Source organism: Pseudobutyrivibrio ruminis CF1b (assembly GCF_000424005.1).
Classification (GTDB): Bacteria; Bacillota; Clostridia; order Lachnospirales; family Lachnospiraceae; genus Pseudobutyrivibrio; species Pseudobutyrivibrio ruminis_C.
On record NZ_AUJB01000017.1, the window covers coordinates 77251 to 98808 of the forward strand.

At 40.2% G+C, this 21558-nt stretch carries 14 protein-coding genes; 4 read left to right on the forward strand and 10 right to left on the reverse strand.

Annotation, left to right across the window (positions count from 1 at the left end; genetic code table 11):
- Positions 1-57 precede the first annotated feature (57 nt).
- Positions 58-1158, reverse strand: coding sequence for an ABC transporter substrate-binding protein (locus tag G592_RS0113885; protein WP_028248331.1), 1101 nt, complete (start codon positions 1156-1158; stop codon positions 58-60).
- 348 nt (positions 1159-1506) lie between these two features.
- Here G592_RS0113885 and G592_RS0113890 point away from each other — a divergent pair, with 348 nt between their 5' ends.
- Positions 1507-2469 carry a GntR family transcriptional regulator gene (locus G592_RS0113890; RefSeq protein ID WP_028248332.1) on the forward strand — a complete coding sequence of 321 codons (963 nt, stop codon included), beginning with the start codon at positions 1507-1509 and terminating at the stop codon, positions 2467-2469.
- Here the strand turns inward: G592_RS0113890 and G592_RS0113895 are convergent.
- From G592_RS0113895 to G592_RS0113920, 6 genes are all read right to left on the reverse strand, one after another.
- Entirely contained in the window at positions 2466-3476 is a 1011-nt protein-coding gene (locus tag G592_RS0113895) for an ABC transporter substrate-binding protein (protein WP_028248333.1), read from the reverse strand. The genes G592_RS0113890 and G592_RS0113895 overlap by 4 nt on opposite strands.
- Positions 3469-4914, reverse strand: a complete 1446-nt coding sequence (locus G592_RS0113900; RefSeq protein WP_028248334.1) for a sensor histidine kinase — start codon at positions 4912-4914, stop codon at positions 3469-3471. Before G592_RS0113900 ends, G592_RS0113895 begins: the two co-directional genes overlap by 8 nt.
- Positions 4911-6518: a response regulator transcription factor gene (locus G592_RS0113905; RefSeq protein ID WP_028248335.1), complete on the reverse strand. Its 1608-nt coding sequence runs from the start codon at positions 6516-6518 to the stop codon at positions 4911-4913. Before G592_RS0113905 ends, G592_RS0113900 begins: the two co-directional genes overlap by 4 nt.
- 39 nt (positions 6519-6557) lie before the next feature.
- Complete coding sequence (locus G592_RS0113910) at positions 6558-7157, reverse strand: AAA family ATPase (protein ID WP_028248336.1); 600 nt, start codon at positions 7155-7157, stop codon at positions 6558-6560.
- A gap of 175 nt (positions 7158-7332) precedes the next feature.
- Positions 7333-8682 carry an SLC13 family permease gene (locus tag G592_RS0113915; protein WP_028248337.1) on the reverse strand — a complete coding sequence of 450 codons (1350 nt, stop codon included), beginning with the start codon at positions 8680-8682 and terminating at the stop codon, positions 7333-7335.
- 77 nt (positions 8683-8759) lie between these two features.
- Positions 8760-11462 (reverse strand): glycoside hydrolase family 3 protein, encoded by a 2703-nt coding sequence (locus G592_RS0113920; RefSeq protein WP_196801850.1) that lies wholly within the window; start codon positions 11460-11462, stop codon positions 8760-8762.
- 195 nt (positions 11463-11657) lie between these two features.
- On the opposite strand from G592_RS0113920, the gene metF reads away from it, so the two are divergent.
- Positions 11658-12509: a methylenetetrahydrofolate reductase [NAD(P)H] gene (gene metF / locus G592_RS0113925; protein ID WP_028248339.1), complete on the forward strand. Its 852-nt coding sequence runs from the start codon at positions 11658-11660 to the stop codon at positions 12507-12509.
- Positions 12510-12647: 138 nt separating this feature from the next.
- Positions 12648-13529 (forward strand): serine O-acetyltransferase, encoded by an 882-nt coding sequence (locus G592_RS0113930; protein ID WP_028248340.1) that lies wholly within the window; start codon positions 12648-12650, stop codon positions 13527-13529.
- An 80-nt stretch (positions 13530-13609) separates the two neighbouring features.
- Here the strand turns inward: G592_RS0113930 and G592_RS0113935 are convergent, their stop codons facing one another.
- Positions 13610-15214, reverse strand: coding sequence for an RsiV family protein (locus G592_RS0113935; protein ID WP_196801851.1), 1605 nt, complete (start codon positions 15212-15214; stop codon positions 13610-13612).
- 136 nt (positions 15215-15350) lie between these two features.
- On the opposite strand from G592_RS0113935, the gene G592_RS0113940 reads away from it, so the two are divergent.
- A complete protein-coding gene (locus G592_RS0113940) occupies positions 15351-16292 on the forward strand; it encodes a P1 family peptidase (RefSeq protein ID WP_028248342.1) in 942 nt (313 codons plus the stop codon).
- A 143-nt stretch (positions 16293-16435) separates the two neighbouring features.
- Here the strand turns inward: G592_RS0113940 and G592_RS0113945 are convergent, their stop codons facing one another.
- On the reverse strand, positions 16436-17944 hold the full coding sequence (locus G592_RS0113945) for a flotillin family protein (protein WP_028248343.1): 1509 nt from the start codon (positions 17942-17944) through the stop codon (positions 16436-16438).
- A 96-nt stretch (positions 17945-18040) separates the two neighbouring features.
- Positions 18041-21541 (reverse strand): C1 family peptidase, encoded by a 3501-nt coding sequence (locus G592_RS0113950; RefSeq protein ID WP_028248344.1) that lies wholly within the window; start codon positions 21539-21541, stop codon positions 18041-18043.
- Positions 21542-21558 lie beyond the last annotated feature (17 nt).

A 21558-nucleotide genomic window follows, 5' to 3' on the forward strand; every position in this document is an offset into this window, starting at 1 on the left:
CTTTCTTTAAAAATAAGGGGAAGGCGATGGGCCTTCCCCCATAACAAAATCTAAATTTTAGTATGAAGCCTGTGAAGCTGCGTCTGTTACCTGGATAAGATCCTCTGTAACTTCGTCGCCAGCGTTGTTTGTGTATGTGATTGACTTAAGAATGTCTTCTGCAACATACCATGGCTCTGTCATGAATGTCTGCTTTGCAACTGTCTCACCGTTCTTAAGAGCCTTAACGATGTCTGCACAGTAAGATCCCTGAAGTGGGTAGCACATGAAGTCTGCGTTGATGTCGCCAGACTGTACATACTCAAGACCAGCCTTGCAAGCGTCGAAAGAAATAAGGATTACGTCCTTATCAACACCGTAAGAAACACCAGCTGCCTTCATAGCATCCATAGCACCGAAAGCTTCGTTATCGTTCTGGCAAACAACTACGTTAAACTTGCCTGCATAAGACTTGCAGTAAGACTCCATAACCTGCTGTCCACCGTCCTGTGTGAAGTCACCATCCTGAGAATCAAGGATTGTCCATCCCTCAGCATCTGCGTACTTCTTGAAACCATCTGTACGTCCAATCTGAGCTGAAGAACCATTAGAACCCTCGATAACAAGGATGTTAAGATCTTTAATACCCTTAGCCTCTGCATAAGCCTTTAACCAAGCACCTGATGCAAGACCTTCGTTCATGAACTCTGAGCCTACCCATGAAACATACTTATCTGAATCTTCGATTGTTCTATCGATAACGATTACTGGAATACCAGCATCCTCGCACTCTGTAAGAACTGTATCCCATCCTGTTGAAACGATAGGATCGATTACGATGTAATCAACGTCGTTCTGGATGAACTGTCTAACTGCCTCGATCTGCTTAGCAGAGTCGTTATCGCAGTCAACGAACTGTAAATCATATCCATTAGCCTCAGAGAAAGCATCCTGAACTGAATTTGTAGAAGCTGTTCTCCAATCTGACTCGTGTCCAACCTGTGCGAAACCAACAGTAATCTTTTCCCCGCTGTCTGCTGCTGCCTCGCTACCAGACTCCTCTGTTGTCTCAGCTGCTGTATCTGCTGATGTGTCTGCTGCTGTATCTGAGCTTCCACAAGCTACCATTGATGCAGCCATAAGTGCTGTGAGCATTCCTGCTACTATTCTTTTTTTCATAAGGTTATCTCCTTCCTTCTCCTGCCAGGCAACCTTTTTCCTGGCCCCTTTGTTTTTCTGATATTAATTTATCATTATGAATTTTTTACAACAATGAAATGGAATCAAAAAGAAAGGTTTCTATTTTTGAGATAATACCAATTTTTAAATATACAAATTTTTACATACCAATTTTTATGATAATGGGATTCTTTCGTTGAAGTGTTGAATATTTTTTAATCAAAAATTGATTATTTTTCGATTGGTATGTTTTCAAATGCTACAATTTTCATACCAATTTTATCGGTCATATGCTAAAATCTTATATAGACGCGTGGAAACTCTTTGAATAAAGGGGAATAATTTTTTATGGTTCCAAAATATATAATTCTTAAAGAAAAAATAAATGAGGATATTTTATCAGAGGTTTACCCACTGGATTCAAAATTACCCACCGAAGTGGAGCTTGCTAAGAAATATAATGTTAGCCGCTCTACTGTCCGACAGGCTTTGGAGCTTTTGGTAAACGATGGGATTATCAGCAAACGTTGGGGCAGTGGAAACACTGTCATCTCTAAAAGTGATTCTTCCAAAAAGAAGACAATCATGTTGCTTATGCCTGAGATGAAATCGCCTCAGTCACAGGCTATTCTTGATGACCTGACTTCTACTTTATTAAAAGAAGGCTATTCTATAGAAAGCCACGAGACTCTTCAACAGTACTCTCTCGAGAGAGAATATTTATCAACAATGCTGACCGATATCTACAGTGGTCTTATTATCTCCCCTGTCCTTTCTGCCATGCCTTCCACAAACTCTGACCTGCTTCATATTCTATTGAAACGACAGCTGCCTGTTGTATTTTTAGAATCTGCACCTGCAGGACTTTACAACACAACTGTTGTAGCTTCCGACAATTACGGCCGTGGCTACCAGATGGCAAGGCGCTTTATTAATTCCGGTCGAAAAAAGCTTGGTGGAATATTTATCCATGACAATGCCTCTTCCATTGCTGCCTTTTCAGGCTATGTGGATGCTATAAGAGATGCCGGCCTTACCATCTGCGATTCCTGCTTCCTCTGGTGCAACTCCGTAGCCCCTCAGGGCATCAATACCAGAAATACTACCTTTATAAATAAATTTCTTAAACATGCCTGTGAAGAAGCTGAAATCATATATCTTGATGACGATAAGATTGGTACGGAGTGGCTCTTCCCAGTTAAAACAAACCAGCTGGAATTAAGCAAACCTTTCGGCAAAGAAGCCGCAAAGAAATTTATAGAAATAAAAAAGAATGGCAATGCCTCAGGCATCACCATTCCATATCACTAGAATCTTCTTTTTTCAATTATTTCAGGTGCGAGATTGTCAGCAGTAAAACATTCCTCGTGCACATATGTGATTTTAGGAACCGCATTTCCCCTTTCAAGGCGACTAATCAGGTTATAGATGTAAGGGCCCTGAAGGGGATTGCACTCCACTTCCACACTAATATGACCATTCATACATAGTACCATTGCCGAATTCATGGCATCAAAAGATACTATCTTTATTCCTTCTTTATTTCCATATTTTACTCCGGCCTCATTCATTGCCTGAATAGCGCCGTAAGCTTCCTCGTCATTTTCACAGTAAACAACATCAATATTTTCGGCTCCAAGGTCTTCAATAGCCTGAGCCATTATTTCTCTACCCTTAGCCTTTGTAAATTCTCCACAATTCTGAGCTACAATGTTCCAATTGCTGTGTTCCTTCACAGCTTCTTCAATTGCCTTGGTCCTGCCAAGCTGTGCTGATGAGCCAAGTGTTCCCTGAATATGAACTATATTTATCTGTCCATCCTCATCATTCTGCAAATATTTTTCCAGATTAGAAATTGCATATTCTCCCTCAGCTGTAAAATCCGAACCCACAAAAGCTGTATATAAGGATTCATTTTCCACAACCACATTTCTATCGCAAATAATCACAGGAATGCCTGCATCCTTTGCCTCTGATAAAACGGTATCCCATCCTGTCTCAACAATAGGACTGATGATAATGTAATCTACTCCCTGTTGGATAAAGGTGCGAATATCCTTTATCTGATTATCCTGCTTAGAGCGGCCATCTCTATAAATTAATTTATAGCCTCTCTCCTCAGTAAAATTCTCCTTTACTGAATCTGTAAGAGCAACACGCCAAGCCGATTCAGCCCCGGGTTGGGAAAAACCAACCACAATCAGATCGCCATTGTCCTCTTCGAATACTCCTAATGTTTGCTGCGAACCGCAAGCCGTTATACTAATCGCCAACATTATTGCCATCAAGGCACACATTTTTCTCTTTACCCTAAACATTTATAATCCCCTTTTCAATACTCTCCACCTTTGGAATTACTGCTGTAATGGTGGTTCCTACTCCCTCAGAGCTTGATATTTTAAGACCATACTCATCTCCGAATAACAGCTGCATTCTTTGATGAACCGTCCTGAGGCCAAAGCCTACTTTTTCGCCATTTTCAATGGCACTTCTCATTTCGGCAAGGCGCTCTTCACTCATACCTGCACCATTGTCTCTTACCGTGAGTTCGATTTTATCTCCAATATCCACCGCATTTACCTTAATTACGCCCTTCTCACGCTGAAGCTTAATTCCATGGTAAATACTGTTTTCAACCAATGGTTGAAGAGTCAGCTTTGGAATGGAATAACCATAAAGGCTTTCCGGTATGCTGACATCATAATCCATTCGGTCCTGATATCTAATCTTCTGGATAGACAGGTAGCTAAGCACATGCTTCTGCTCCTCCTCCAGTGTGATAATATCCTTACCTCTGCTCAAACAGAATCTGAAGAAATCTGAAAGAGCGCTGACCATCTCGATACTTTCTTCTTTTTTATCTGCCTCAATGAGCCAGATGATTGTATCCAAAGTATTATATAGGAAATGCGGATTAATCTGGGCCTGTAAAAGCTCCAGCTCCGCATGACGTTTTCTTCGCTCAGCCTTTTTATTCTCCTGAATAAGAGAATTGAGCTGGCCTACCATTTCCTCGAAACCATCTGACAAGGTCTGAATCTCCACCGCCTTGGCTTCTACCGGAATATGCTGCTCAAAATCACCTCTTTGAATGTCCTTTACTCTGTCAGTAAGTTTTGTAAGAGGTGATGTGATTCTGTCTGTAAGATGAGAAGCGTAAATTGCTATACCCACCACCAGAATCAAAAATCCACCTACGATTGCCAGGATGACATATTGCAACTGTTCAGTAATTTCATTTTGCAGCTGGCTCAGGTGAGCTGATTCGTAATACAGGTAATCATACATGTAGGTCTGAATCAACTCAGTCAGAATATAAATATTGTTCTCCAACTGAGTCATGCCTTCGTCGTAAGAGCCTGCATCATCGATTTCATCCATTCGCTGTTCCAGTGTCACGCACAGGTCGCGCACGGATTCAATAGCCTCTATACTTTTCTTCTGAGTGGTATGAGACAAAAGTGTATCCGCCAGTTCGCGGGCACGCTCAACCTCATCAACAGGTTTACCCTCAGAATATGCACTATCACTAACGTAATAGAACATCTTCAAATCAACATCATTTTTGAAGTTCTGGCTGAAGGCTGATGCCGCTGTAACATTCTGCAGAATGGTTCTGTATTGAATTGAATACCAGCAAAGTATTCCTATAAGTACCGCTACAACGATACTCATAGGTATCAGGGTAACTGCTATAAGTCTTCGAAGCATATTGCTGGTGGTAGACTTTCTTTTGATTGCAGTATTTATTCTCATGCGCCCTGCCCCTTTGCTCGGAATTCCTTAGGGCTGAGGCCATAAGTCTTTTTGAATATATAACTGAAATAATGTGGATCCTTGTAGCCTACCTGCTCTGCAATCACCTGAGATTTTTCACCTGTGGTAAGAAGCATTTTTTTCGCATGCTCCATTCGCTTTGTGGTCATGTACTCAACAAAAGTAGTCTTATTTTCTCTGGAGAACATGGCACTTAAGTAACTAGGTGAAATATTCACCTCTTTTGCCACCTCATTCAAACTGAGATTGCTGTCGAAATAGTGTTCATCCACATATTTAATAGCAGCAGACAACTGAGATTTTGACTGATTACCTACTACGTTTTTACGTTTTGAAATAGCGATGGCAAACATGCGCTCCACCAATTCCATAACAGTCTCAGGCTCCACATTTTCAATGGAAGCTCTTGTGTTTGGATCCAGTGCTGCGGTAGGGTCCAGCGAAAGCTTTCTGAGATAATCACAGACACACATATACATTGTCATAGCAAAATACTTGCTAAATAATACAGACTTCATAGCATTCTTAGTCTGCTTATTGATGAGGTTGCCAAGGAACCCCTGTATCTCAGATTCCTCTGCATTTTCAAGGAACAGCATAACCAGTTTCTGATCAATGGCAGCTGTATCGCTTTCCTCGTTGTTATTTCTGATTGTCTCAATATCCACATCTGTAAATACATGTCCCGAAGGATTCATGTATCTACAGCTAAGTCTCTTGTTTGCAATTTTGCATGCTTTAGAAAATTCGGAGAATCTTGTAATAGGTCCACTTTCAGCAAGATACCAATTTATCTCATCCTCATAAACCATGCAGCGTCGCTGGATGTTTTCAATAAGAGTAGTGGTATGACTTGCTATTGTGTCAGCATCTCCCTTTACGATAATAGCATAAGTATCCATATTCCAATGGAACACAATATATTCCGGACAGCACTTCAAAAACTGCATCAGCTGCTCTGAAAGACGTGCCATGTATTTAGAATAAACAGGTGCTGCCGCCACCTCTGTCATCGGTGAAAAATCAAGAAGCACCAGATTATAATTTGTGGCATCAAGAGAAAGCCCCAGCTCCTCAGATTTCTCATAAACCTCTGAGACAGACATGGCGCCGCTAACGAGCTGATTAAAGAATCTTACTCTGGCGAACTGTTCGTACTCCTGACTTTCTGCTTTGAATTGCTCTAGATAATTATCCTTTTCATTTTCCTTGTCCAGCTTTGCCTTGGCATCTGCCATAACCTCTTTCAGCTTATCCTTTGTGATAGGCTTTAAAAGATAATTGTCAACGCCAATGCTTATTGCCTCCTGGGCATAAGAAAAATCATCGAAGCCACTAATAATAATAATTCTTGTATTAGGAAGCTCCTTCTTAATCATTTTAGATAAGGCTATGCCATCCATAAAAGGCATTCTAATATCTGTAATTAAAACGTCTGGCTTAGTCTGTCTGATAAGTGGCAATGCCATCTCCCCATCAGCTGCATCCCCTACATAAGCGAACCCATACTGTTCCCATGGAAAGCTGGCTTTTAACCCGTCGCGGATAACAATTTCATCCTCGACCAAAAATACACTATACATTATTCCCCAAAATCCTTCTAAAACTAACTAAAACTAATACTACTTCTCTTTGTTTTTCAGATACTCTGAAATCAAGTGATATAAGCCTTCCGCTGTAGCTTCTACACCCATCAATGAACTATTAACGCAGAAATCGTAACCTCTGCTGTCACCCCATTTCATCTTCGAGTAATAGTTGTGATATGCCTTTCTTTTTTTGTCGTGGCGGAACATCTTTGCCTTTGCCTCAAGCTTGTTAAGCTTGTACAGGCGGCTGATTCGTTCTACCTTTGCATCTTCCTCGCCTCTGACGAAGATAGAGATAAGAGCTGGATTATCGCGCAAAACATTTTCTGCGCATCTACCAACTACAACAAAGCTTTCGCCCGATTCAGCTTTCTCTCTGATGAAATTAAATTGAAGTTGTGCAATGGAATCCTGAACAGAAGAAGAATGCCCTCTGACGGTACGATGAAGACCCTGGCGTTTCATTTCCTCGTGCTTGTAAAGATTTTCAGCATCGATTCCATTACGTTCTGCCAGCTGATCTAGCATGTTGCGATCATACATAGGTACATTGAAACGTTCTGCCAAAATTGAAGCGATGTAATGACCTCCGCTTCCGTACTCTCTACCAACTGAAATGATAAACTGCCCCATAAACTAACCCCCTTCAGTATTTTGTTAATTTTATTTTATATGATTATTCAAATAATTAAAAGCCCAAAAAAGCCTTCAGTTACGCTCTCAAGCCTTAATATTTCTCCGGTCAGCTGGAAAAAGCTTCCCTTGAGAAACATTAAGAGCTTGATAGCTACTAAAGGCTATCTATATTTTATAAGTATCTCAAATAAATATTAAGCATCGATACGACAAGTACAATGATTGTGCCTGGTACGAGCTCTTTGCAGTAGGTTGCCCAGCTGATAGGATAACCTTCCTTACCTGCTGTAGAGATACCAACTACGTTAGCTGATGCTCCGATTGGAGTCATGCTGCCGCCGATATCTGTACCAACTGCAAGTGTCCAAGCCATTGTAGAAAGATCAACGCCTGTAGCCTGTGCCAATGCATTGATAACAGGAATCATTGTAGCTGAGAATGGAATATTATCAATGAATGCTGATGCAACTGCACTTACCCAAAGAATAATCGCAATCATAACATGAGCATTACCACCTGAAATCTTTGCAATAACATTTGCGATAGTAACAAGTACTCCTGTCTCCTCCAGACCACCAACTACAACGAAAAGCCCGATGAAGAAAAGAAGTGTCTCATAATCTACTCTTGTGATAAGCTCTTTGAATCTCTTTCTTCCGGCGCATAATGTGATAATTGCCACAAACACACCAATGAATGCTACGGTAAGACCTGTCATAGCATGTGTAATAAGAAGTCCAACTGCGATGGCGAAAATTACCACGCTCCAGAAGAACATCTTCTTATCATCAATTTTAACATCTACATCGATTGTACTAGGGTCTACCTTGTCTCCTGGAGCCTGTAAACGATTACGCATTGTAAAGTAAAAATAGATAATGATAATTACCAGTGAAACACCAGCAAGTGCTCCAGTATTCATTACGAAATCTGCAAATGAATAACCAAGCGATGTACCAATGATAATATTTGGTGGATCACCGCACATTGTGGCACTACCGCCAAGGTTTGCACAGAAAATCTCCGCCATGATAACAGGCACTGGATTAAACTTTAGTGTACGTGCCAAACGGATTGTAACTGCTGAAAGGAACAGTATTACTGTGATTGAATCAATGAACATGGCAAGTACTGATGAAAGTACCATGAAAGCCACAAAAATCTTTCTAGGCTCGAAATGTGCCAGCTTTGCAATCTTGAGACAAAGCCAGTCAAAAAATCCTGCCGCTGCCATTCCTTCTACCATTACCATCATACCCCAAAGGAAAATGATAGTAGCCCAGTTAATACCTGAGGTCTGCTCTGCTGCCTCTCCTGCTGAATACCAAAAACTAGTTTTAAAAATGTTCTTAAATGCTAACGTATTTACGAATGCCTGAGCATCTCTCAAACCAATACCAAATACAAAAATACTGGTAAGAGCAGCACAGCACAGTGTGACATAATGCTTTGGAAATCTATCCCATACAATCAGCACGAACATAGCCACGAAAATGACTATAGCTAATATTTCTGCTAACATAAAAACCCCCTTCGTATACTTTTTATTTCCAACATATTGTATACGAAGAGAGTTGCTTTTTGAATAAACATTTTGCACTAAATGTTTGCATTTTCTATTAATTTTTTCATCGATGCAGTATTCTTATATTCATTTAATAAGTGAATGACTGCCTGCTGCAAATCGCCGAGAGCAAGATATGGACCACGATTGAATCCTTTGTAAGTGATTTTGGTTGTTCCATCAACTTCTTCCTTGATTTTGCACACGCCAGCTTTTTGCAATTCTATAGCTTTATCACTAATTTTTTTGCCTGGTTCAACGATTGTAGAAACAAGGGAATCTCCCTTCTTATCCAATTTGAAGGAACCCCATTTTTCATACTTTATCATTGGCATTCCATAAAGATATGCTCGTTCAACAATTGATACATATCCATCTGGCTCAAATGTAGGCGAAACATTCATCATAGACTCCAGAAGTTTATCAGGATCATAACCTGGCATTATCAAATCACAGCCTGCATGAATATCCTCACCCTTGTCAGATATTGATCCCCAGTCAGACATTATAAATCCGTTAAATCCCCAGTCATTTCTGGCAATATCTGTAATAAGTCCCTTCTGGGATGATGTGTACTTTCCATTTATTCTATTTCCAGATGTCAAAAAGCCCGCTGGCTTAATAATGCTCACACACGCAGAGAATGGTCTCAGATAAATCTCAGCAAATGCCCTTCTTGTAAGATTAATATCAGCATCCAATGCAAAGGTCTCCTGGTTAAATGTAACGAGATTCTTGATAATTACATTTCTACCCTCATATCTCTTTACGCCCATGATGAAGCCAGCGCCTAAAACACCTGACAATGCAGGGTCTTCAGAGTAAAACTCAAAAGATCTGCACCACATTGGGTTTCGGTCTACATTCAAAAATGGTGCTAGACCGTAATCAATATCATAAGCTTCCATCTCACGTCCATAGGCGCGTCCCATTCTAACCATTGCGCTCATATCCCAGGTCTGTGCCATGTTAAGTGGTGATGGGAAACAGGTACATGGAATTCCTATAATTCGTAAACCCGAAGGACCATCTGCAAACCTCACCCTTGGAATTCCAAGAGTAGTCTCGAACTGATTGGTTGTTCTGGCAGCTATATCAAGTTTCTTATCTTTAATATTAAACTTATAATTGAATCTGCTATCGTTATCCAGCTTTGAATCTTCCACTGCCCCCACTACGATTCTGGCAAGAATTTCAGGTGATAAAGATGCAATAAATTCCTCCATGGTAACTTTGCCCTTTATCACGTCTATAAAAGTAGCGTTACCACAAGGCTTTACAGTTTCAATATTTTCATAAGCTCTGAAAGGAATCTCATAGGCATTATTATTTACATAAGATGCATAGTTACTTCCCTCAGAAATATATGTTGTAAATTCTTCCTGCGGATTAACATCTCTGTTCAATGAGTTGTAATCATCCCCTGACAGGGATGCCACCATGATGTATCCTGCCTCCTCTTCCTTTCTAGGAGGTGGAGTAAGGAAATTGCCAAAATCTCTGTTCTCCACAAACTGCGTAACCTTTTTGAGGATAGTAGTCTTATCCAATACCATCTTGGCGCATATCTTTGTATCTCTGGAATGACTTCCCAATCTAAAGATATAATCACCCTGTTCCATAAGGAATTCAGATTTCTCTTCATCAAAAGATGTGATGGCCATCATAGGAATCTTTACGGTAATCTCTTCTGACTCTCCAGGCTTTATTTTTCCTGTTTTGCCAAAGCCGCAAAGTACCTGATATGGCTTATCCAGCTTGCCTTCTGGCAATGTACAATACACCTGCACAACCTGACGACCAGAGCAGCTACCTGTATTTGTGACCTTCACTCTCATCATGATGGAAATCCAGCTAGCCTCGAAATATTCCAGATTCATATCGAAGGTGGTATAGCTCAGTCCATATCCAAATGGATAAAGCGGCGTGATGTCAAATGTATCAAAATAACGGTATCCAACATAGATACCTTCCTTATAATCGATAGTCTTATTCTTAACAGCTTTGGAAGTGGCAGCGTGGGTATAGCATGTAGAATAATCCTTGAATTTCTTAGCCCATGTACTTGTAAGACGTCCACTTGGATTCACAGCTCCTGTAAGAACATCCGCAAGAGAATTTCCTGCTTCCATACCTGGAACACCCATCAAAATAATGCCCTTAATATTTTTCAGTCGGGCAACTGATGCAATCTCCAGGGCGTTTGAATTCAAAACAAGGATTACATTTTTAAAAGAATTGTTTATGCGATTAATATTATCAAGCTCTTCCTGTGATAACTGATAAGTCTTATTTGTCTCAAAAAAACTTGGGTCATCAACAAATGGTCTTCTGGCAACATAGATACATGTGTCTGTTCCAAGAATAGCCTCAGCCATATCAGCTTCTGAAATAGGTACTTCAGGGGAAAGCATTTTCATTCCGCCGAACATAACATTTACCCTGTTCTTTAAATCTGAAAATTCCTTCTCCGCCTGCTTAACAGCCTTTTCCATTTTGTTAAGCCAGCTTTCAGTACTAAAAGTAAATCCGTTATTTTCAAGACCTTCTCGTACATTTACATTTTTATCAGTATGCACTCTATTGTAAAAAATGCCGCAAAAAAGAGTGTCAACAGCACCTGCTCCGAACAATGCAACCTTTCCTTTTTGAATAGGAAGAATTCCATTATTTTTCAGCAACACCATACTGTCGGCACCAAGCTGGCGGACTAAGTCCCTGTGTTCAGGAAAAGCCATTTTTCCACTCTTAGTAATTATTCCCCTCAATTGTCTCAGGTTCATCTTCAAGTACTCCTTAGCAATTACATAACCCCGAAAAATCCCTCCCCAGAAATCTTTCATTTCGACAAATTATATGATAATATTTTTTTATTTAAAAAATGTGATAAAAAAGTGAATTTTACGCATTTTTAAACGATTAAGGAGGCCTGCATGTTTAAAGATATGTTCGAAAGAGATTCCTCTCTTTCCTTTGAAGTTTTTCCACCTAAAAAAGATGATGAATTCGAAAACTGCTACAAGGTTTTGGATTCACTTGCTGAGATCAATCCTGATTTCATAAGTGTTACCTACGGTGCTGGCGGCAGTCGTTCAAAGAAAACTGTAGATATCGCTTCGTATATACAGAATCAGTTAAAGATAGATGCCATGGCACACATGACCTGTGTAGGCTCATCTGAGGAAGATATCCTTGCTGTCACAAGAGACCTTGAGGCTGTAGGCGTCAATCACGTACTGGCTCTTCGTGGAGATAAGCCAAGAGATATGTCAGATGAACAGTTCGAACAGAGAATCTTTCCACATGCTACTGACCTAATTCAGTTCATTAATAAAAATACTAACCTTATTGTATCAGCATCCTGCTATCCAGAAAAGCACCCTGAAGCAATTTCTATGGATTCTGACATTGCGTTTATGAAAATGAAGCAGGATATGGGTGCCGAGATGTTTATCTCACAGCTCTTCTTTGACAATGCAGACTTTTACAGATTTATCGAGCGTGCCCGCAGAGCTGAGATTACAGTACCTATCGTTGCAGGTATTATGCCTATCACATCTGCTAAGCAGATTGGCTCTACAGTCACTCTGGCAGGCTCTTCTGTTCCAAAGAAACTTGCTGATATTTGCGCCCGCTACGGTGAGTCACCTGAGGATATGCGTAAGGCCGGTATCGCATATGCGATAGATCAGATTAATGACCTGAAGCGCTGCGGAATGGGGCACATCCATATCTACTGCATGAACAAACCTAAGATGACAAAAGAAATTTGTGATGCTATCTAAGCATGTTACACTCTCAATCCATAATATTACTTCGCTCAGCTGAAGAAAGCTTCGCTTAAGTAACATTATGAGATTGATAGCTACATGCTTTATAATGTGCTAGAATTCTTTTATATAAAAGATACGAGGAGAGTTATTATGGATGGTAAAAAGATTGAGCAGGAGATTTTAGAAATCACCAATGAGCTCATAAAAGACTATAAATCAGACCGTGCTATAGATAAGATGGACACATACCATCAGCCAAATAAGGATAGCATTATCGATATCACTAAGAAGCTTCTTAGAATCGTTTATCCTGGCTACTATAGAGACCACGTTTATAAGGTCTACAATGTAGAGACAAACCTTAACACTTTAATGGAGGATGTTGTTTACAACCTCAATAAGCAGATTGCTTTAGTGCTTTGCTACAATCCTTCTTACTGCAATATCTGTGAGGAGTCATGCACTACAAAAGCCGAAGAAATGTCACTGGCATTCTTAAAGCGTATTCCTAAGGTTCGTGCTTTACTTGATACAGATCTTACTGCTGCATACGATGGCGATCCCGCTGCCACAAGCATCGATGAAATCATCTTTGCTTACCCAGGTATTTTGGCAATCACCATTTTCCGTCTGGCTCACGAGCTTTACGACCTTGGGGTGCCTATCATTCCTCGTATCATGACTGAGCATGCTCACTCTCTTACCGGAATCGATATCCATCCAGGTGCTACCATCGGTGAATATTTCTTCATCGACCACGGCACAGGTATCGTAGTTGGTGAGACAACAGTTATCGGAAAGAACGTTAAAATCTATCAGGGTGTTACTCTAGGTGCTCTTTCAACAAGAGGCGGCCAGAACCTTCGCGGCGTACGTCGTCACCCTACTATCGAGGACAACGTTACTATTTACTCTAACGCTTCCGTACTTGGAGGCGACACAGTCATCGGACACGATTCAATCATCGGAGGTTCTACCTTCATCACAGAATCGGTTCCACCTGAGTCAAGAATATATTATGATGTGAAATAAAATTGAGCCAGCTCCTTCAAGAGCTGGCTCTTTTTTTACCCGGGTTCACACCATATTTGCGATAGATTGCCTTCTGCACATTATCTATTAATCTTATACGTATATGCGGTATTGTAAGTTGCCACATAAAGTGTATCATCTCTAACTTCGATCTGTTCAGGTCCTGTAACAAGCTTAATCTGATCAACCTTTTCACCTGTATTTTTATCAAGGAGATAGAGGTAATCAGGTTCCTCTGTAAATCCGTATCCACAGATGATTGTGTCATCAACAATCTGGAAGTTTGAAGCATTACTTACAAGTGGCTCACTTCTCCAAAGTACTTTGTCTGTAGACATATCGATGGCTACCATATAATTTGACCAAGGCTCTTCAGATGCATAGCCATTATGTCCGAGAGAAACATATAATACTCCGTCCATGGCCTTAGCCCAACGGACATACTGTGTAGTAGCTGAGTACTCATTTTCCTCCTGGTCAGGACCATTGCAAAGCTCTGCCAGGTCATATGTATGAAGCAAATCATTTACCTCATAATCATATAAGAAAATAGTAGTGAACTCGTATCCGTACTCGCCACCATTACCAGGTGCATAGTAGTAATTGCCATCACCATAGCTAAGGAATGGGAGCTCAAATCCATTCTTTTCAGCCCATACTTCTGTGCTAAGCCAATCTGTTGTTTCCTTGCTTGTCTCAGTAAGAGTGATGTGCTTTGCAGCTGCTGGCTTTGCCTTATCACTTACATAGCGCTTCCATGTTGGGTTCTCGATAGAAACACCTCTGTCATTTTCTTCATCGTATTCATCATAATTATATTCAGATGGTTCCACCGTAGTAACATCAGCTTTTTCAGTAGTCAATAAAGCTGAAATGTCCTGATGTGATTTCTGCTTAAAAGCATCCTGGATGAAGCCTGGTAAATCATCTTCAGTAACTACAACATCCATTTCACCGGCTGCATAGCTTGCAATTTCATATGGTGAAAAATAAATATGCAATCCTTCATCTGTAAGTGTCCAAGTATAAGTATTATCATCCATCATAGTTTTAAAAGGATCTTCATCTGTAGCACATTCACATATGTAATAATTCTCGATTTCCTCTTTATTTTCTGGATATTTTTCATATACCTTATTGCGGATAGCATCAACAAGCTTATCTTTATTATTTACAACCTCAGATAAATTAATAACATGGCCTGTTGTAACATCCAGGTTCAAAGAAAAATTATAGTGATTTGGATGCGCACCGCCTGAGCTGTAATATGATGAACCTAATAAAGTGAACAATCTTGAGTCGGCACGTACAAGTTCAAATGTAGTTTCATCAACATATTTGCCTTCTACATTGTCCTCGTCATTTAATGCATAACCGCCATATTCTGCCACAGTGTTCTCGCAACCTTCTCTCCAGTTGTTGCTATATTCCTCTAATGAACTGTTCAAGTTAGGAAATGTTTTAGCACTATCTTCAGAAAGAATTACTTCAGCATAATTTCCTGTAGCCAGTACCTGACCATCCTGCTTTGCCTCCACAGGGTGATCTATTATTGTAACTGTAATAGGAGAACTGCTCTTATCCCCGATGAGGCCCTTGAACTTATCTGATACATTGGCATCACAACCCATAAGTGACAATGAGCAGGCTATGGCCAATACACCAGCAATTATTTTCTTTTTCATTATCATCATTCCTTTCATAAATATCATCCCAAAAACAAATCATAAAAATATTACCAAATATTTGGATTTATAGCTATAAGATATGAAAAGTAGTAATATGAAAGCTGAAAATGAAAACAATTGAGCGGGGGTATATATGAAATTTAAAGAGATTTCTATTAACTCAATCGGTAACGTTAAGATTGGACAAACAGAGAATAAGAAGGCTGGCACCGGCGTCACAGTATTTGTTGTTCCAGAGGGAGCACCTTGTGGACTTGATATCAGAGGAGGTGGCCCCGCTGGTCGTGAATCAGGATTGCTAGATCCACTTGCAGCTGCAGAGGTAATCCACAGCGTAGTTTTAGGCGGTGGTTCAGCATTTGGACTAGAAGCAGCCAGCGGTGTAATGCAGTATCTCTCAGAGCACAATATAGGTTTCCCTGTGGGAGATGTTGTAGTTCCACTTGTTTGTCAGTCAGATATTTTTGATTTAGGATATGGCCGAAGCGATGTATATCCAGATAAGGCCATGGGTTATAAGGCTACAGAAAATGCTTTCAAGGGTAAGCATGGAAATTATAAAGATGGCAGTTTAGGTGCGGGATGTGGCGCAACAGTTGGAAAGCTCCTGGGCCCTGATAGATGCTGGAAATCTGGTTTAGGCAGTTATGCTGTAGAACTTGGTGAACTTAAGGTAGGTGCCATTATCTGTACAAATGCAATTGGTGATGTATATGATGCTAAAAATGGTAAGCGAATTGCGGGAGTAAAAAATGAAAAGGGTACCGGCCTGAACAAGGTTTCCTGCGAGGAACTTTTATACGATATGTATGTAAATCCTCCAGTTGGAATGACCACAAACACAACCATCGGAATCATTCTGACTAATGCGAAGTTTAATAAGACTCAGCTTTGCAAGTTGGCTGGAATGGGTCACGATGGATATGCACGTTCTATTCGACCTGTTCACACTTCTATGGATGGAGACAGCATTTACGCCATGTCACTTGGTGATGTTGAGGCATCCCTTGATGTGGTTGGCACACTTGCAAATCATGTAATATGTGAAGCTATTAAGAGAAGTGTAAATGTTTAATAGCTACTAAAATAATAATCCGGAACCAATGCTGGTACTGGTTCAGGAGCTACTTCTTCTGAAGACATGGAGGTTATACTTGTTTGTAATATGCATGAAAAAAGAGACTAGGAGTCCTAGTCTCTTTTTGTTTGCCACCATTTTTACTTCTCTTCAGTCTTCACGCTTACATCAGCACCTGTGATGTTTACGTTCTTATTTACCTTAGCGTCGTATGTGTTAGCTCTCATGATTTCTGCGAAATCTACTCCTGTAGCCTCACTCATGGTATCAAATACCTGCTTCATAACGATTGGCATGTTACCAGAAATCTTTGAAGCTCCGCTCTGGCCGCCATCACCTGTCTCATAGATGTTAATCTTGTCAATCTGCGAAAGTGGCTTAGCAATTTCAGCTGCGATTTCAGGCATTACCTTAATCATCATCTCTGCCATAGCAGCGCCGTTGTACTTGCGGTATGCTTCTGCTTTCTTTTCCATTGCCTCAGCTTCTGCAAGACCCTTTGCCTTGATAGCTTCAGCTTCTGCCTTACCTTTTGCTGCGATACCAGCTGCCTCAGCATCGTACTTAGCCTTAATACCAGCTGCTTCCTGCTCTGCTGCGAACTTCTGAGCCTCAGCCTGTGCCTTTCTAGCATCAGCCTCGCGCTCCTGCTCGTACTTAGCAGCCTCAGCCTTCTTCTGTCTCTGGATTAACTCTGCCTCAGCCTTCTTTTCAGCCTGATACTTTTCAGCATCTGCCTGCTTCTCAATCTGAGCTGCAAGTTCCTGCTGCTTTACAATTACTTCCTTCTGCTTCAGTTCTGCTTCGCGCTCTGCCTTAGCAATCTGAGCATTTACTGTAGCAGCTTCAATTGTCTTCTGCTGTTCCTGCTGCTGGATTGAGTATGCTGCATCGGCAACAGCGTTTGCTGTATCTGCCTGCTGCTTTAACTCTGCCTGCTTAATAGCAAGTGCGTTGTTCTTCTCAGCGATTTCTGTCTGTGCTGTAACTCTGGCATCATTTGCTGCCTTATCAGCCTCAGCCTGTGCGATAGCTACATCTCTGTCAGCCTGCGCCTTAGCAATTGCGGCATCCTTCTTAATCTTAGCTGTGTTATCCATACCAAGATCATTGATAAGACCATTCTCATCAGTTACATTCTGGATGTTGCAAGAAAGGATTTCGATACCAAGCTTACTCATGTCGCGTGAGGCTTTTTCCATAACCTGATCTGAGAAACTGTCTCGATCAGTGTTGATTACCTTAAGAGAAAGGGTACCGATAATCTCACGCATGTTACCCTGTAATGAATCCTGAAGATCCTGAGTAATCTGCTCTGGGTTCTTGTTAAGGAAGTTCTTTGCTGCAAGCTGAATAGCTGCTGGGTCAGTACCAATTCTTACCTTTGCGACAGCATCAACATTTACATTAATGAAATCGTTTGTAGGTACAGACTGTTCTGTCTTAATATCTACTGTCATCTGTCCAAGATAGAGCTTATCAACTCGCTCAAAGAATGGAATCTTGATACCAGCACGACCAACTAAAATTCTAGGATTCTTTCTAAGACCTGAAATGATAAAAGCTCTGTCAGGTGGTGCCTTTACGTAGCCTGCTACAATAATTAATAGAAGCACTATAATAAGTGCAATAATAGGAATTAGTTCCATACATTTCCTCCTTCTGCGATTAAGTCGCTGTAACTATCTCTTGATAGTTATATGTTATAGCTTTACTTACCATTTAAACATATCTGGTTAAGAAAATTAAGATAGTATATCTCTCAATTTTTGCGAAATAATTGACCATATAGAAGTTCTTTTACTATTCTTACTTTTCTTTTTAGTCTTGTTATCTTTTGCTTCTGTCTTCTTTGTCTGCTTCTTTTTATTTTGCTTTTTCGTAGACTTAGACTTCTTTTTGTCTTTTTTCTTTTTGGAATTCTTCTTTGAGTTATTCTTGGTCTGTTTGTTTTTATTAACCTGTTTCTTAGTTGAATTCTTTTTATTATCTATCTTTTCAGTTTCAACATTCTTTGAAGAGTCATTTTCTATCTGTGTTGAGTTTTCCTCCTGAGTATCAGTCTTCTCATCAGCCTTAGTATCTTCTTGTTTTTTATCCTCTGGTTTCTCTTCCACAGGTTTCTCTTCCACAGGTTTCTCTTCCACAGGTTTCTCTTCTACAGGTTCCTTTTTCTCTCTGTACTGAGGATAAAGATAAACCTCTGTATCAACTATAAATTGCTTTTGATAATTACTGAAATGACATCTAAACATCTGATCTTCTGTTATTTCTGTGACAGGCTGCTTACCTTCTGGATCTAACGACCAATAAGCAAATTCCATATTGGAATCTTCTGGAATATAGCTTTCTGGACTTACCATATTTATCATGGCTTCATCCAGTGCAGGAATCTTATATGGCATATGTTCTATATCAACCTCATATTCCATATACATCCTTTCATCTGTATAGCTCTTCAAATCTTCATTTGGAATATAGTACGCTACCGAGCCATACTCATATCCCCACTCAGGATATAAAACAATATCACCGGTTAATTCTGCCAAATCACAATTTGGTACAGGCTTGGTTAAGTCCTCATCTAAATACCACTCGTAAACTGCATAGCCCTTTTTATAATAGTTTCCTTTGAAATAATAAGGGCAATTTTCTGAGTCTCCTGGATAGTAGTACTTTGGAACATTATAGGTTTGCACATCATCGCCAAATTTAAACTCCACATTATATGGCTCAACTGTTGCATATAAAACAGTTCTGTAGGAGCCATAGGTTCCGATAATTGCCGCATTTCCCTTCTTTCCATTAATAGTGACAAGACCGTTTTCATCTACATCAGCTACCTCTGGATTTCTTGATTCCCATTTAATCTCTGATGGTTCTGTTACAACAGAGTTCTCTTCCAGTTGAATTTGGAAGGTATCATCCTTATGACCCTTAAAAGCTTCCTCTTTTACGATAATGCCTCTTTTTTGATTTGTAGAACCTTCATCCTCAGTGTTATTTGTATAAAGGTAGATTCTAGGGTCCCTATCGTATTCTTCCCCATTGATAGTACAGCCGTGATCTATTGGATTCTCAATTTCATAGGAATCACTCATATAGTTATAATCAGGCTCCACTGGTACATAAATCCAGTAATCTTCCTTATCTGTAATAGATAATGTAACTGTAACCTTTGTATCCTTCTTGATTTCTATAGGATTGTCAAGGTGAAGGGTATATGCACCACTATACTTTGCATCTGTATGACCTGTAGCTGTTTTGCTTCCCGCCTTGACTTCTACCTCTAGTTCTGAGTTGGGATTAGTAACAAATGCAGCAACAGCCTCTATTGTCTCACCAGCTTTAACATTGTAATCTGTGGATATTTCTGCATGAGCTGACTTTACAGGAACATTATTCAGGTTAAGAGAAGAAGCGTAGGTATAAGTGTTATCGTATGGATGGATACTTGTTGAGAAGGCTGTAACTGTCTCATCCCAATTTATTCCCTTGTCGTAATAGGAAACCCAAAAATATCCAAACAAACCATAATCATCAAGACCCCAGCTGTTTCTGATTAACCATGCTCCATCACCAGGTGGAGTGTTTGTGAAATTCTCTGCTGGAAAATTATCATCCCATCCAACGATTGTTACAGCATGGTTTGGAATGGCATCATCGCTACCATTATACATACAGTTTTCCATAGAATTGTATGCCATATCATCTGCATCAATAGTTGTGTAGACCGAGCCATGCTTTAAAATCGCATCTTTAACATTGTCTCTCTGATAGATTCTAATATTGTTAACGCTCTCGATTCTTACACAGTTGAAATCCATAGCATATTTTGGCTCTAGCTCCTGTCCTGCCATGCTATAAGGAACAACTGACTCTGGAACAGCACCTACGCCATTTAGCATAGTTGCGTAAACGTATTGAACAAATCCTCCGTCCTGAAGGTAATCAGTATCTGGGTAAATAGTATATTTATCATTATCATGGCAATCCTTTGGGTCATCGTAATAATGAGCACAATAATATGCCATCTGGTATTCAGATAAATCAAAGCTATTATCAACACAGGTGTTTCTGTTTATAACATCTGTCTCAATAGAACACATAGCTGCATGAGCCCAGCAGGTACCATAATTTCCCTGGTTTCTAACTGAAGGAAGTGCTCCTGCTTCGTAGCCATTGTATGCTGAAGGTAGCTCGTAGCCGGGTCCCTCATAATTAGGGTCATCAATATATGGTCTGAAATTAGCATTTGGATCACACTCTGGATCATAAGGACAATCTGGGTCCTCATACTCTGGGCAATCAGGACAGTCCGGGCAATCTGGGTCTTCATACTCTGGACAGTCTGGGCAGTCCGGACAATCTGGGTCTTCGTACTCTGGACAGTCTGGGCAGTCCGGACAATCTGGGTCTTCGTACTCTGGACAGTCTGGGTCCTCATACTCTGATTCATCCGAGCCATCCACCCAGTCAAACAGCTTGGCAAACTTAGCCTCAGCAAAATCACTTATCTTTGTAAATAATGAAGTTAAGATGTTCTTTTCAACCTTTTCAGTTGGCTCTATAGGCTTTTCTGGATTTACAATTCCATCTGCTGGTGCTTCTTCGTCCTGTACTTTCACTGTAATTTCAGGAACCGTCACATCCTCTGCCAACTCATATTCTTCATCAATAACTGGACTGAAGGTGTAGGTGCCAAGCCACTCATTATAATCTGTTACAGGCTCCCACTTAGTGACCTTTACATCTATATCCTCATCATCCTCTGTATGAGCTACGATGCTTTCTGGGAACTTTTTCTTAAGGCTGACGAAGGCTAGCTTATACTCTGTTTCTATAGGCTCAAGTTCGTCAAAGCCTGTAATAAGTTCTGAGGTTTCTTCCTCTTCTTCTAGCTCTTTTTCCTTTAGCTCCTCTTCATCTAATTCCTCTTGATCTTCTTCCTCTGAATCTTCCTTGGATTCATCTAATTCGTTCTTTTCATTTTCAGATGAATTATCTTCTACTTCCTCTGTAGATTCTTCCTGGGAAATATCCTTTGAATTATCGTCTGATTTTTCTTTAGAATTTTCTTCTGAACTGTCATTAGAATTGTCTTGTAGAGCTTCTTGCGTAACTTCTGTTGTTTCTTCCTGGGGTATATCCGCAGTTTCTGTGGCGATGGAAATAATACTATCGCTACAAAGCAATGAAACAAGAAGCAAGCAGGATACTGCTCGCATTTTAATCTTTGTTTTCATACATTAAACTCCATAAC